5 protein-coding genes are annotated in these 16,682 nt (G+C 38.2%); 4 read left to right on the forward strand and 1 reads right to left on the reverse strand.

The features are described from left to right. Window positions 1-133: 133 nt before the first annotated feature. The 4 genes from ACHZAX_RS10840 (at window position 134) to rocD (ending at window position 7,721) form a co-directional block, all read left to right on the forward strand. Window positions 134-2,545, forward strand: coding sequence for a TonB-dependent receptor (locus ACHZAX_RS10840; RefSeq protein WP_320019119.1), 2,412 nt, complete (start codon window positions 134-136; stop codon window positions 2,543-2,545). A gap of 56 nt (window positions 2,546-2,601) precedes the next feature. Next, a complete protein-coding gene (locus tag ACHZAX_RS10845) occupies window positions 2,602-4,653 on the forward strand; it encodes a vWA domain-containing protein (RefSeq protein ID WP_320019120.1) in 2,052 nt (683 codons plus the stop codon). A gap of 88 nt (window positions 4,654-4,741) precedes the next feature. Further along, window positions 4,742-6,262 (forward strand): PAS domain-containing hybrid sensor histidine kinase/response regulator, encoded by a 1,521-nt coding sequence (locus ACHZAX_RS10850; RefSeq protein ID WP_101310618.1) that lies wholly within the window; start codon window positions 4,742-4,744, stop codon window positions 6,260-6,262. A gap of 226 nt (window positions 6,263-6,488) precedes the next feature. Continuing rightward, on the forward strand, window positions 6,489-7,721 hold the full coding sequence (gene rocD / locus ACHZAX_RS10855) for an ornithine--oxo-acid transaminase (protein WP_320019121.1): 1,233 nt from the start codon (window positions 6,489-6,491) through the stop codon (window positions 7,719-7,721). A 226-nt stretch (window positions 7,722-7,947) separates the two neighbouring features. On the opposite strand, the gene ACHZAX_RS10860 is transcribed toward rocD, so the two are convergent. Further along, a complete protein-coding gene (locus ACHZAX_RS10860; RefSeq protein WP_320019122.1) occupies window positions 7,948-16,569 on the reverse strand; it encodes a hemoblobin-interacting domain-containing protein in 8,622 nt (2,873 codons plus the stop codon). Between the last annotated feature and the right edge of the window lie 113 nt (window positions 16,570-16,682).

Here is a 16,682-nt window from a genome sequence, read left to right on the forward strand (position 1 = left end):
TAAAAAAGTAGAATATTGATTTTTTTATATTTTATGGAAACTATTCCTTTATTTAGAATTGCTTTGTATCTTGGTGTTTTAGTAATTCTCAATATTTTATCTGACATCAGAACTTAACAGGCTGTATACCATTATGGTTCAATCAACGTATCGATTAATTCTTTTACTTTGCTTATTGCTTCCCTTACAATTAAAAGCGCAGCAGAATGCTGTTATTAAAGGAAAAATTACTGACAACAAGCGGAACGAAATTGCAGGCGCACATATTCAAATTGAACCGATTTCACTATATACAATCAGCGATACAAATGGAAATTACTCCATTAAAGTCCCCTCAAATAGTACATTTACCTTAAAAATATCACACATTAGTTACCAAAACAGTGAGGTAAATTTCCAATTACAGCCTGGGGAAATAAAATTGTTCAATCCTATATTAATGATAAAACAGGAACAGTTAAGAGAGGTTACTGTCGATTCAAAAAAAGCCATAACAGATAAAAACATTAGTATCAGCACCAAGCAACTGGAACAACTTCCTGTAACAGGAAATGGTGCTGTAGAACAAATAATTAAAACCCTGCCCGGTGTAAGTTCCAATAACGAATTAAGCTCTCAGTATTCGGTTCGAGGGGGTAATTTCGATGAAAATCTTGTATACATTAACGAGGTAGAAATTTACCGTCCTAATTTGGTTCGGTCAGGTCAGCAGGAAGGATTGAGTGTTATTAATCCCGATTTAGTCTCATCCATTCAGTTTTCTTCAGGAGGATATGATGCAAAATACGGAGATAAGCTTTCTTCCGTTTTGGATGTAAAATACAAAACACCAAATAAATTTGAAGCTTCTGCTGAAGCTAGTTTGCTGGGGAGTTCTTTTCACTTTGCCAACAGCAGTAAAAACAACAAGCTAACCTATTTAGCTGGTATCCGATACAAAACAAATGCATATCTGCTAAATTCTTTGGACACAAAAGGGGAATACAAACCAAATTACACAGATGTTCAGGCAATGGTAAATTATCGTTTTTCCTCATCGTTCAGCATGCATCTGTGGGGAAGTTTAAGCCGGAACAATTACAATTTTAAGCCGGAAACCAGAAATACATCTTTTGGAACAATCAGTGAGGCACTGCAACTTAAAATCTATTTCGATGGCAAGGAGAAGGACAAATACGAAACTAATATTCAGGCACTCACATTAAAATTCCATCCGAACAGCAAGTCTTTGTACCGTGTTATAGCCAGCAGATACGAAACTACAGAAAAAGAAACTTTCGATATCATGGGACAATATTATCTCAGCGATTTATTTGTATCGCAAGGTGGAAGTTCATCGGAAAGCTTAGAGAATCTGGGTGTAGGAACTTTTATCGATCACGCAAGAAATAAACTGAGTAAAAAAGTGAGCACAATTGATATAAAGGGTGATCACAAAAAAAATAATTTATTTATTCAATGGGGAATTGGCGGAAAACATGAAGGAGTCGATGATCAGATTAACGAATGGCAATATCAGGATTCAGCAGGTTATTCAATTCCCGTTTCAGATTCTGAAGTATCGCTTGCATACACGAAAAATGCAATTAATAAAATCAGCAGCAATCACATCACTTCATTTGCCCAAGGCACCTATGTTTTTCAAAACAACAAAGGAGAGTTTCAGATAACCGGAGGGCTGAGGTATCATTTTTGGGATTACAATACTGAAAGCTTCTGCTCTCCCCGGGCATCTGTCAACTACATTCCCAACTGGGAAAAGAAAGTTAAATTTCGTTTTGCCACCGGTTACTACCAGCAAACGCCGTCGTACCGCGAAATGCTGACTAACAATGGTCAGATTAGCACCAATGTGAATCTGCAAAAATCAATTCATTATGTTTTAGGTCAGGAATATTACTTTAAAGCTTGGAACCGCCCGTTCAAATTCTCAAGCGAATTGTACTATAAAGATCTTAAATCATTAACCCCTTATGACATTGAAAATGTTCGGATTCGATACTATGGTGACAAAAAATCTAAAGGCTATGCCACTGGTCTGGATGTAAGAATTAATGGTGAATTTGTTCCGGGAACTGAATCATGGGCGAGTTTATCAATAATGAAAACGGAAGAAGATATTATAGGTGATGAACTTGGTTATTTACCCAGACCAACAGACGAACGGGTAAATTTCTCGATGTTTTTTCAAGATTATTTACCAAACAACCCATCCTATAAAATGCATTTAAGTCTATTCTACGGAGGAAAACTACCAGTTTGGACTCCTAAAAAAGGAAAGAATGGTGAGAGTTTTAGAATGCCTAATTACAGAAGGATTGATTTGGGTTTTTCGAAAATATTGCTCGATGAGAATACCAAATACAAAACTGGTTTATTAAAATATTTTAAATCGATGTGGATAAGTCTGGAAGTTTTCAATGTTTTGGATATAAATAATACAATATCCTATTTATGGATTAACGATGTATCGGGGAATCAATATGCAATTCCAAATTACCTTACATCAAGAAAAATTAACTTGAAGCTTACTGCTAAATTCTAGCCAATAGCTTATCATCAATCAGTAATTTAGTGTAACGATAAAAACAAAGCTTAAATATGTTTCATTTTTTACATCCAGAGGTTCTTTGGGCTCTATTAGCCCTTCTACTTCCTATTATTATACATCTTTTTAATTTCAAGAGATTTAAGAAAATATATTTCAGCAATTTAAAGTTTCTTAAAAACCTGAATATTGAAAATAAGCGCCGGTCGAAAGTGAAAAAATGGTTACTTCTCCTGCTTAGACTTCTTGCCTTGGCCTGCATTATTATTGCCTTTTCACAACCTTACATCCCCAACGAAAACAATCAAAATAAGGGACTGCAGCAAAACGAATACTTTACGATTTATATCGACAATTCATTTAGTATGAATGCCGAAACAGAAAGTGGCAATGCTTTAGAGGCAGCAAAAAATAAAGCTGTCGAATTAATTAACAGCTACCCCAACTATTCTAAAATTAGAATTTACAGTAATAATTTTTTCCCCTTCACTTCAAATTTAAACAAGCAACAAGCGATAGCCAGGGTTATGGACATAAACCCTTCGCCAATCCCCGTTTTACTTTCAGAACAAATTAAGAAGATACAAATTAATAATGCCGGTAATAATTACCACCTCTACGTGTTCTCCGATTTTCAAAAAACGCAAAGCGATATTGAAAACATAAAAGTTGACAGTACAAATTCTATCACCTTCCTACCTCTTTCGGTACAGCGATCAAATAATTTACTAATTGATTCCTGTTGGTTTGACAAGCCTTATCATCAAATAAAGCAAAGTCAGGAACTCTTTATCAGAGTTGTAAATACTTCGAATCAAAACTATCAAAAAATACCTGTTAAACTAAGTATCAACGACAGTACAAAATCGGTTTCCAGTTTTGATATTGATAAAAATTCAAAGAAAATTATCAGCCTGAAATATGTAAATCACAAATCAGGAATTTATCAGGGAATGGTTGAAATCAGTGACTTTCCTATCACCTACGACAACAAATTCTATTTCTCTTATTCAATTAATGATAAGATTCAAATCGTATCTATAAATCAGAATGACCCCAACAAATATCTGAACAAATTATTTTCAGGCGCAGAAATATTTGAATTTAAAAACCATGACAAATCCAGTATTTTCAATGAAAATCTGGATAATTATCAACTGCTTATTTTGAATGAAATTCAAGAAATTGAAAGTGGTTTCAGTCAAACCATCAAAAATTACCTGTCTAACGGAGGACATGTCCTGTTTATTCCAAGCAGTGAGCCTGATCAGTCAGTAAATGCATTCCTTGATGAAATTTCGGCTCCTCAATTAATAGAAATTGATTCAAGCAAACAAAAGCTGTCAATTATTGAACTAAACTCTGAGCTTTACCAAAATGTATTCAAAGAAATTAAGACTGATGCCAGACTACCGGATATTTACAAGCATTACAAATTAGGTCAGTCAAAAAATAATTTAGCGGAGAATATTTGGCGGACTCAGGCCGGCGACAATCTATTACTAAAAATAAAATATGGAAACGGTTATTTCTATCAGCTTACCATGCAGTTAAACCCAGAATGGACCAATTTAATTACACATCCAATTTTCGTACCTACAGTTATTAATTTAACCCGTAACAGTAGTAACAATCATTCTTTGTACTACACTTTGGGCAACAAAACGCCTGTCAGAATCAATTCATTTGAGCATAACTTATCCAACGAATCGTTTCATATCATCAATAAAAAGAATCAGACAGATATCATCCCCGATCAAGAAAATAACTTTGATAAAGGAACGCTTCTCTACACACGTGAACAAATTACTCTGGCCGATAACTATTTGATATCCAGAAATGATTCAATAATATATTCCTGCTCTTTTAATTACTCAAGAACAGAATCAGATCCTGAATATTTCACACCAGATGAACTAAAATCACAAATAAAGTCACAATTATTGCCCATTTCGCTTAATTTTCCCGAAAAAATGAAACTATCTGACATTTATAACGAACAAAGTAATGGAAAGCAATATTGGAAACATTTTGTTCTGCTTTGTATTTTACTTATTGTTTCAGAAAGCTTGTTGCATCGAATAAATTTAACACAACAATCATAACCTTTCAGCAAAACACATCGTAACAAACAACTACAAAACACAATACCAGCACAAACATTGACATAATTACTAAATTAATTTAATCAGCATGAAACTTGATACTTCTATACAAATTAGGCAACTAGAAAAAATTCATCGGATTGCAGGTATTGGCTATTGGATCTACACTTATAACTCAAATGAAATGTGGTGGTCAAACATCACCTATTCTATTTTAGGCTACGATACCTCAAACTTTACACCTAACAGACAAAATTTAATTAAACACATCCATCCTGAAGATCTCGAGTTCTTTTTAGTCTCACTGCAGCAAATGGCAAAGCAAACAATAGAGATTGAATTTCGATTTTTTAAAAATGGAGAACTAAGACTTGGTAAAATAACCGGAGAAGTATATAATGACAATCTGGAAGGCCTAATAGAAGAAGTTCTTTTCCAAGATATTACCGAAACTAAAATAAAAGAGTTTGAAATTGCAAAAGCCTGGAGCAAAGCTCTTGATGCCGAAAATCTAAAAAATTCTTTTTTGGCAAATATGAGCCATGAACTAAGAACACCTTTAAACTCGATTATTGGTTTTTCTGAACTATTGGAAACAAGCAATGAAAAGGACAACGTTAGTAAATTTGCAACCGCAATAAAAACATCAGGCTTACAACTGCTGCGCATTATTGAAGACCTATTAAAAGTATCGATGCTTGAAAGTCGTGTATCAAAACCAATTAAGAGAAATTTTCATCTCAACCAAATGCTTTTGGACATAAAAGAGAACAGCCTAAACCTGCTGAAAGAAAACAACAAAGAACATATTGACCTAATTTTTAATTTTGATCTTGATTCCACAAACGATGTGATAAAGTCAGATCAGATTAAAATCAGAAGTATATTTAAAAACCTAATACACAACGCAATAAAGTTTACAGAAACAGGAAGCATTACATGTTCCTACAAAATAATAAAAGACACAATTCACTTTTCGGTTACCGATACCGGAGTTGGTATTCCTTCCAAATATGAAAACCGCGTATTTAAAAGATTCAGACAAGTTGATGAATCAGGACAAAAATATTATGGCGGCACTGGTTTAGGCATGTATATTTCACGATTGGAACTGGAATTGCTAGGCGGAAAGATTTGGTTTGTTTCTGAAAACAATTTAGGAACAACAATTAACTTTACAATTCCAAACATCTTAACTTCTGACAACCAGCACGAAGAAGATCACTCTCTGGAGTCTTACAACTGGGAAAACTACACCGTTATTATTGCCGAAGATCAAACCACTAATTTTAAAATACTTGAAGCTTATCTTCAAAGAACAAACATTAATATTCTATGGGCAAAAAACGGACAGGAAGTAATTAATTCGTGCCTGCAAAATCCTGAGATAAACATTGTATTAATGGACATTAACCTACCACAAATAAATGGATTAGAGGCCACTGCAATCATCAAAGAAAAAAGACCTAACCTAATTGTTATTGCACAAACAGCCTACGCACTTATTGGGGACAAAGAAAAATCAATTCAAGCAGGCTGTTCCGACCACCTATCAAAACCGATTAAAAAAGGAGATTTACTGGAATCAATGGCAAAATTCCTCCCATAAATCAAACTGACTGTTTTCATTGGGAGAACAGCTCTAACTCCTAATCATAAAATCAGACGCATTTTAATAAATGGCCTTATGATAAGAGTATTCTTTCAAATTAATTTTATTGGAGAGATTAAAAAACATCTCAAAAGTATTGGTTTATAAAAAAATAATTGCAAATTTGGCATGCTGGATTGCGAGAACTCAATCCAAACAAACAAATCTTTTAAACATTGTAATTATGACAAATGCAACAACATCCATGACTGCGAAAGATTACATGGAGAAGGAATCCAAATTTGGTGCTCACAACTATCATCCACTTCCAGTAGTTCTTGAACGTGGAGAAGGTGTTTATGTTTGGGATACTGACGGGAAAAGATATTTTGATTTTTTGTCTGCATATTCTGCCGTTAATCAAGGTCACTGTCATCCAAAGATTGTGAACGCTTTAATTGAACAAGCTCAAAAACTGACTCTTACCTCCCGCGCTTTTTACAGCAACAACTTAGGTAAATACGAAGAATTTGTAACTAAATATTTTGGATACGACAAGGTATTGCCAATGAATACCGGTGCCGAAGCCGACGAAACTGCACTTAAATTAGTGCGTCGCTGGGGATATGATGTAAAAGGTATTCCTGACAACGAAGCAAAAATTATTGTATGCGACGGGAACTTCCACGGACGTACAATTACTATAATTTCAATGTCGACCGATCCGGATTCATACAAAGGTTTCGGGCCTTTTACGCCGGGTTTTGTTGTAATTCCTTACAACGACATTGAAGCTCTTGAAAAAGAATTGAAAGATCCAAATGTATGTGCATTCCTTGTTGAACCAATTCAAGGCGAAGCCGGAGTTTACGTTCCTGAGGATGGTTTCTTGAAAAAAGCATCAGATCTTTGTAAAGCAAATAATGTACTATTTGTTGCCGATGAAGTTCAAACCGGTATTGCCAGAACAGGTAAATTATTAGCGGTTGATCATGAAGGTGTTCGTCCTGATGTATTAATTCTAGGAAAAGCAATCTCAGGTGGTGTTGTGCCGGTATCTGCGGTATTGGCTGATGATGAAATCATGCTATGCATCAAACCAGGTGAGCACGGTTCTACATTTGGTGGTAACCCAATCGCCTGCGAAGTAGCAATGGCGGCATTAACCGTTGTTAAAGAAGAAAAATTAGCTGAAAATGCTGAAGCAATGGGTAAAATCTTCCGTGAAGAACTGCAAGCGGTTAAATCGGATATGATTGAACTTGTTCGTGGTAAAGGATTACTTAACGCAGTTGTTATTAAACCTAAAGATGGAAAAACCGCTTGGGATGTTTGCATTCGCTTACGCGACAACGGTATGCTTGCAAAACCAACTCATGGTCATATTATCCGTTTTGCTCCTCCATTGACAATTAACGAAGAACAATTGAGAGAAGCTATTGATATCATTAAGAAAACAATGGCTGAATTCGAATAAGCAATTTGACCTATTAGTTTTCTATGCATTACTCCGATCACCGGACAAGTAGTAGTCCGATCACCGGACAAGCAGTAGTCCGATCACCGGACAAGCAGTAGTCCGATCACTGGACAAGCAGTAGTCCGATCACTGGACTAGTAGTGGTCCGATCACTGGACAAGCAGTAGTCCGATTGTTAGATTTTAAAAAACGGGCTTTCCAAATTGGAAAGCCCGTTTCTATTTTATTGAATAATCAGTTTCGTTCGTACAACTTTATCAGGATACTGAATGGTTAAGAAATAGATACCTCCCGTCAGATTTTTCAGATCGAAAGCCATTCTATTTGCACGAAGGCCATTCTCAATATTGCGGACAGCAACCAATTTCCCCGCCTGATCGAATATTCTCAAAATTCCATCCTGATCAGAATTTGAAATCTCGATGAAAAATTCTCCCCGACTTGGATTTGGATAAACCACCACTCCGGTTTCTGCTATTAAATCCTCAATGCCAGTTGTAATGAACACCTGCTGCGATTTTTTACTATCAGGACATGCATCGTTGGAGGCCGTTAGGCTCACCACGTATCCCGATCCATTTGCATTATCCAAAACAAAGGAATGGCTTGGCTCAAACTCACTGCTAATGGTTCCGTCACCAAAGTCCCAAACTATATTTGTTGCATTAACACTTAAGTTTGTAAAATCAACCCGATTGTAATCAATATTGAATGTGAAATCGGCTAAAGGCGGCTCAATTGGACTCACACTTACAGAATTAGAGTATTGAGTTGTAAAACCATCTTTCGAAACCATTGCTCTGTATCTGGCATTCTGAACCACTTCATCGGATATGAAAATCTCAGAAGTTTCGCCGGCAACATCTTCGTAAATATCATTCAATTCATCGTACTTTTGCCACTGAATAAGGCCATCAAAACCAACAAGTGTGATACTTGAACTGGTACCATAACAAACCAATTCAGGATTTGCTTTGGCTTCGCCAGCCCTATTGACCTGCGGTTCCGGAATTGTAAACGACTGAGATAATTTAGGAATTATTCCCGTACCTTCAAACTCCAAACGCGCTCCTTCCACCTCCCTTTCACTTGTTGCAGCTAGATCTGTAAATTTAACAAGACCATCAACAGCAATTTGAGTAAAAGTTCCCGCCAGTGACCAATCTCCATTGTCACCTTTTTTAACAGCTACAGGCGTTTCATTATCGGTAACACAATTATTTCGAAACTGATCCTGCAACTTAAGCTGTGGTTGTCTGAGCAACAACTCTCCATTTTTGAGTGGCGCAGATGGCTCTTTCACAATTACCAGGTATTTCGATTTCCCATGATGTATGGTTTGTTCAAACCGCACAGTGTCATAGTTACCCGAATAAATATACATCGAATCAACTCCTGATTTTTGAAGGATAGAAGTCACGGTTGGATCAAAAATAATTTTCCCTGGTTCAGAGATATTGTAATTTCCCTCCAAACTTCTTATTCCGTATCGGATATCAAAAATCAGCGACCGCCATGTTTTGTTATCGGTAAATTCCACAAAGAAACTTCCATCAATAGTAGCATCAACAGCTCCCACAATAGCCGGCGGTGGTGGAATTACAATATCAAAACTATCAGAAACAACATTCGGCAATGCATCGGAAGTAAACAGCAATCGCGCTCCTTCTACCCGATTTTCACTGGTTGCAGTTAAATTCAGATAAGTTACCAAACCTCCAACAGCAGTTATGGTTTTGGTTCCACCTAAATCCCACAAATCCACTACGTCTGTCTCTGAACCATCGGAATATTTAGAAGCCAAAATTTGAGTTGCATTGTCTTTTTCACAATTGTTTTTATATTGATCCATCAACTGCAGTTTGGGTTGTCTGGCGAGAGTATCTCCATTATTCTCAGGACCAATAGGTTGATCAACAATTACCATCTCCGTGGATATTCCATGTCCAATTTCCTGTTCAATTATAGCGTTGGCATATCCATTGGCAATTACAATTAATGTGTCTGTTCTTGCAATCTGTAATATCGAATCCCTATCTGGATAGAAAGTAATACCTCCGGCTTCGATCAAGTAAGAAGTATCAACTAAAGTTTCACCTGCAAATGATATGGCCGATATTGAATCTCTCCAACTGGCGTTGTCACTTGCTTGTATTGTGAATTCATTATCCACTGTCACATTTACTGCTGCAGTCAGCTCAATAACCGGAACAGGAATTTTAAACAAAGCAGAAATCACCGTGTCTTTATCAAATGAAAACTGAAGGTAAGCTGAGTCGATGGCAATTTCACTTGTCGCAGTTAAATCAGTAAAACTAACCACACCACTTACCGATTGAGCTTGAAGAGTGCCTGATAAAGTCCAGGCTTTCTGATCATATTTAGCCACATTTACCTGCGTAAGATTATCTGCAGTACAATTATTTAGGTATTGATCACTTAATTGTAATACAGGTTGCTGCGATAATAATTCACCATTATTGGCAGGATCTGATGGCTGAGTTGTGATCTGTAAACTATCTGCTATACCGTGATTGATCTCCTGCTGAACTGTATCGTGAGCAAACCCACGGGATTGCACAATAACCTGGAACGATCCGTTTTTTTGCAGAAACTCCGATTCAGAAGGAATCAACTCCAACGCTCCGGCCTGACCCGCATTATAACTCGCAGCACTCAATACACTGTCGTTAACAGTCACTACATTAATACGGCTTCTCCAAACAGAATCCTCAGTAAAAGTAATTTTAAACGGATTATCAACAGTTGCACCAATAGCAGCACTTAGAACCGGAGAACTACTAACATCAGGAATATCAAAAGGTGCAGAAACAACTGCAGTTAAATCCGCAGCAATAAATTTCAATTCAGCACCACTTACCGGAGCCGTGCTGTAGGCCGATAAATCAGTAAATGTAACAATTCCATTTGTTGCTGTTTGCTCAACAGTTCCAGCCAAATTCCAGTCTCCTGTATCATTCTTTTCAACAGCAATACTCTTTTGAATTTCTGATGTGCATACATTGGCATACTGATCCAAAAATTGCAAAACAGGCTGCTGATCAAGAGCATCACCATTGGTTAATGGAGCTAATGGTTGCTGGGTTATCTCCATACCTGCAACTGCTCCGTGCCCAACCTCCTGTTCTACTATTACATTCGTATAACCCAAAGAATGGATAGCAATAGTGAATGTTCCTGCTTTTTGCAGCAATGCTTCCTGTGAAATATGAAAAGTAATTGATTCCGTATCTATCGCATAAGCCGAAGAAGGTAAGGTATCTCCCTCGTAGGTGATGGTCGTAATGCTGTTTTTCCAGGCATCATCAATGGCAAAAAAGTTTAATGTAAAATCAGCATCAACAGTTACAAGAAATGCAGGATTAATAGTAGGCGGATTTAACAGCTCTACAATATCGAAAGGATCTGAGTTCACTGAAGCCACTCCTGCACCGGAAAATTTCAGAAAAGCTCCGGTAATTGCAGTCACACTTGAAGCACTTAAATCGCTAAAAGTAAGCACACCTGATGAAACAGTTTGAGTTAAAGTTCCTCTTAATGTCCAGGCCTGTGCATCTCCATTTTCGACAGAAATCTCAAATGTACTGTTGCTTGAACAACTATTGTTGTACTGATCCCGAAGTGAAACCCTTGGCTGTGTATCTAAATTACCACCATTCACTAAGGGTGCTGTTGGCTGTCTGTCAATAAAAACAGTATCCGGAATACCATGTTTAATTTCCTGATTGACTGCTGTATTTTGATATCCTCTTGAATAAACTAAAACTTCTTTCGTTCCAGTCACTTGCAATTCAGTACTTTTTGAAGGATCAAAAATTAGTTTCCCTGCTTGACTTTTGTCATAAACATCAGTTGCCAGCAAGTTTCCTCCATAAGAAATTGAATCAATTTCTCCCTGCCAGGCGGCATTTTCCGAGAAAGTAACATCAAACAATGAATCAACAGTTGCAGTTGTTGAGGCAATAAGAGATGGAGCAATAAGAGGTGCTGGAATAATAAATGTCGCCGACTCCTGGCTTGTTAGTCCTGTGCCAGAAAAAGTGATTGTTGCATCAGTTACCAGATCCGTACTTCTGGCGGTTAAATCGGTAAAATCAACAATCCCATTAGTTACCATTAACGAAGTAGTTCCCTCTACTACCCAGCTTCCTCCTGTTGCATTTGCATTAATTGTTTGTACACTGTTCGTAGTACAATCGTTTAAATATTGATCTTGTATTTTAATTCCTGGTTGAGTTTGCAGCAAACCGGCATTTCTCGCAGGTTGTTGTGGTTGAGTTGTTATTGCAATAGATTTTGCTGCACCATGTCCAATTGCCTGCAGAACAGAATCTTTCAGGAATGATGTAGAAGTAATAAAAATATATTCACTGGCTGCAGTCTGCAAAACAGCCGACTCAGCGGGCTTAAATGTTATTACTCCTGCTGTTGAAGTATCGTATGCTCCTGCCGGCAACACTTGAGTTCCGTATCTAATTTCAGTAATCTGACTTCTCCAGGCCGCATTATCAGTAAAAGTAATGTCGAAATCTGAATCAACGGTAACAGCATCTGCAGCAGTTAATACCGGTGAAGCACTTAAATCAGGAATGTTAAAAGTGTTTGAATTTACGGTTGCTAATCCGGTTGTTGAAAAAGCAATAAAGGCTCCTGTAACAGCTGCATTACTTGATGCTGTCAGATCAGTAAAACTAACTGAACCATTGGTTACTTTTTTCACCAACGTTCCTCCTAAAGTCCAAACATTTGCATCCCCTTTTGCCACAGTTATTTCAATTGTATTTTCACTCGTACAATCATTCGCATACTGATCCCGAAGTGTTAACACTGGTTGATTCGCCAATAAAGCTCCATTTTCAACCGGAGCTGATGGTTGAAGCACTACGACTATTTCATTGGCAACACCGTGTTTAATTTCTTGAGATACGCCGGCATTTTCATATCCTCCGGCATAAACTATCATATCAGCTGTTCCCGAAATCTGTAAATCAGAATCTAATGCCGGATCGAAAATAATCTTCCCGGATTGAGTTTTATCATAAGCACTTGCTGCTATTAAATTCCCATTGTACTTAATCGAATCAATGGCAAGCTGCCAAGTGGCATTTGCACCAAAACTTATTTCAAAAACTGCATCTACTGTTGCTGTTGAAGAAGCAAGCAGTGTTGGTGATGAATCCAAAGAGGGAATTGTAAATGCAGCAGATACAACATCGGTTAAAGCTCCTGATGAAAAAGTAATACTGGCTGTAGTCAGTTCAACACTACTACCTGCAGTTAAATCTGTATAAGTAAATACTCCTGAACCGGCAGTTAATCCCGTTGTTCCTCCCAACGTCCAGGTTCCACCGCTGGTTGTTTCCGAAATAGTACTTGTATTATCCGTAGTACAAATATTTGCGTATTGATCCCGCAATTGAACTACCGGCTGGACAGTAAGCTGACCTCCATTGCCCGAAGGACCAACTGGCTGTGTAAACATGAAAAGCTCATCAGCAACTCCATGCCCAAGCATCTGACTTAAAGTATCATTAGCAAATCCACTGGAAATTACAATGATTTCTTTTGTGCCTGCAGTTTGTAATATATTTGATTCAACAGGCTTAAAAATAATTCGGGTAGCATTCGTGGCATCATAGGCTGCTGCCGGAATAGAATTACCATCAAATGTAATATCAGTTATACTTCCCCTCCATGTTGCATCATCTGTAAAAGTGATCTGAAATTCTCCATCAACCGTAGCATTATTTGCGGGAGAAAGAGCAGGTGAAGCATTTACAGGAATATCGAAAGTTGCCGAATTAACATCCGCAAAACTACCAGATGAAAAAGATAAATAGGCTCCAATAACCGGTGCATCACTTGTAGCCGACAAATCTGTATATGTAAATGATCCTCCCGCTAATGTATGATTGGGTGAGCCACCCAATGACCAGCTTCCCGCATCACCCTTCACAACAGATATTGCTGTTGCATTATCCGAAGTGCATGAATTAAGATATTGATCCTGACTAATAACAACTGGTTGCTGTACCAATAAACCACCATTGCTTGTTGGTGATGTTGGTTCAACATTCACTTTAATTGATGTAGGTACACCATGACCGATCGTTTGTGATAAAGCTGCATTTGAGAATCCTGCAGCAATAAAAACAAAATCTTGTGTTCCTGCAGTTTGCAATGCTGGTGATAAGGACGGATCAAATATTATTTGTCCACTTGTTAGTTTATTGTAGGCCGAAGCATCAATCTCAACACCATCATAGCTAATACTACTGATTTTACTTTGCCAACTGTTTTCATCCACAAAAGTTACCGTAAATGCACCATCAACGGTCACACCTGCAGCTGCTGATAATACAGGAGGTGAATTTAATCCCAGATCGAATGTTGCCGAAGCTACTCCTGTTAAACCGGATGCTGTAAAAGAAATATAAGCTCCTGTAACTACAGCATCGCTGCCGGCAGATAAGTCGGTGTAATTTAATACTCCAGACGAAACAGTGCCCGTTGGAGTTCCACCCAAAGTCCAGTTAACAGGATCATTTTCACCAGCAGTAATGGAAACAGTACTATTCGAAGTACAGATGTTATTGTATTGATCCTGAATAGCAACAACAGGCTGTGTTGTAAATAAGCTTCCATTCACACCGGACGGTACAGGTTCTGTTTGTACAACAATATTGGTTGCTGCACCATGTCCTATATTTTGAGTTACACTGGCAGGACTGTAAGTGTCAACAAAAATTTCCAAGCTGGCAGATACAGCAGTTTGCAGTGAAACATCTGCCGAAGGTGTAAAAACAATTTTATTCGTTGTTGAATTTAAAGAATATGCACTTGCAGAAATGGTTGTTCCATTAAATTGAATCGAATCAATACTTGATTCCCAGCCTGAGTCATCTGAATATGAAATTTCAAAAACATCATCAACAGTTGCTCCTGTTGCTGCTGTAAGTGTTGGAGGAGCATTCACAGGAATATCAAAAGAAGCAGAATTAAGCGTTGGTAAAATCCCTGATGAAAAAACCAAATATGCCCCACTAACAACCAAATTACTACTTCCCGTAAGTCCGGAAAACGCAGCAGTTCCTCCTACCGAAGTAACAGTAGTACCTATCCCTCCCAAAATCCAATCTCCGGAAGCATCAGCGGCAGCAGTTACCTGTGTTGCACCATCACCCGTACAGTCATTACCATACTGATCCTGCAATTTAACCACAGGCTGTGTTCCCAATAAACCTCCATTGGAAGCCGGAGCTGTTGGTTGAGTAACCATTACAATATTGGCTGCAGCGCCGTGCTTCATCTCCAAAGATTCAACAGCATCTGCATATCCACTGGATACAATGGTCAGATTCTTTGTTCCGGGAGTTTGCAAAAATCCTGACTGAGACGGCTTAATGGTGATCGCATCCGCACTTGTCTTATCATAGGCTCCAGCAGGAAGAACATCGGTGCCATATCGAATTTCCGTAATGCCGTTTCGCCAGACTGCATCATCTGTAAAAGTAATGTTAAAATCAGAATCAACAGTAGCATCTGTTGGTACTGAAAGTGCTGGATGAGCATTTACAGGAATATCAAATGAATTGGAGACCAGGGAAAATCCATCCAACGAAAAAGTGATTGCAGCTCCGGTAACAGCAACAGCACTGCTTCCTGTTAAACCAGAAAAAGTCACGACTCCCGATGATGCTGTTTGAGGCGTTGTTCCGCCCAATATCCAACTTGCCCCACTGGCGACAACTCCCACAGAACTTGTTCCATCGCTTGTACAAGTATTGCTATACTGATCCTGCAGGCTTACTGCAGGCTGTGTTCCCAAAACTCCGCCATTGGAAGCCGGAGCAGCCGGCTGAGTAGTTATGACAAATTTTGTGGCAGCGCCGTGCTTAATTTCCAAAGACTCAACAGCATCTGCATATCCACTGGATACAATGGTCAGATTCTTTGTACCTGAAACCTGCAAAAATCCTGACTGAGATGGCTTAATGGTGATCGCATCCGCACTTGTCTTATCATAGGCTCCAGCAGGAAGAACATCGGTGCCATATCGAATTTCGCTGATGCCGGTTCGCCATGTTGCATCATCCGTAAAAGTAATATCAAAATCAGAATCAACAGTAGCATCTGTTGGCACTGAAAGTGCTGGATGAGCATTTACAGGAATATCAAATGAATTGGAAACCAAGGAAAATCCATCCAACGAAAAAGTGATTGCAGCTCCAGTAACAGCTACAGCACTACTTCCTGTTAAACCAGAAAAAGTCACGACTCCCGATGATGCTGTTTGAGACGTTGTTCCGCCCAAAATCCAACTTGCCCCACTGGCGACAACTCCCACAGAACTTGTTCCATCGCTTGTACATGCATTACTAAACTGATCCTGCAGGCTTACTACAGGCTGAGTTCCCAAAACTCCGCCATTGGAAGCCGGAGCAGCCGGCTGAGTAGTTATGACAAATTTTGTGGCAGCGCCATGGCCTATCGTTTGTGAAAATACACCATCAAAGTAAGTTCCATCTGTTACAATAGTAATATTTAAGGTTGTGTCATTTTGAAAATAAACACTTGCCGAAGGAGTAAAAACAATTTCTCCCGAAGTTGTACCTGCATCGTACGCAGACGGATCAACAACATCATCTCCATATCGTATTTCAGAAATCAGACTTTGCCATGTACCATCATCAGTAAATAACAAAGTAAAAGGATTATCAACCGTAACTCCCGATACTGAATTTAAGATTGGCGGTGCAGTTTGAGCTTGTACAATAATGACTGAGGTAACCCATAGGAATCCCAAGAGTAGATATTTTTTCATAATTACAGGACTTTAGATAACTAACACATAGTTAGAACCAAAGTGCGTACCACAGCCCTCAACAAGCTCACATCCTGACTTATACGACAAATCTGCAAATTCTCACATACCTA

The organism is Labilibaculum manganireducens (assembly GCF_963665805.2).
Lineage (GTDB): Bacteria > Bacteroidota > Bacteroidia > Bacteroidales > Marinifilaceae > Labilibaculum > Labilibaculum manganireducens.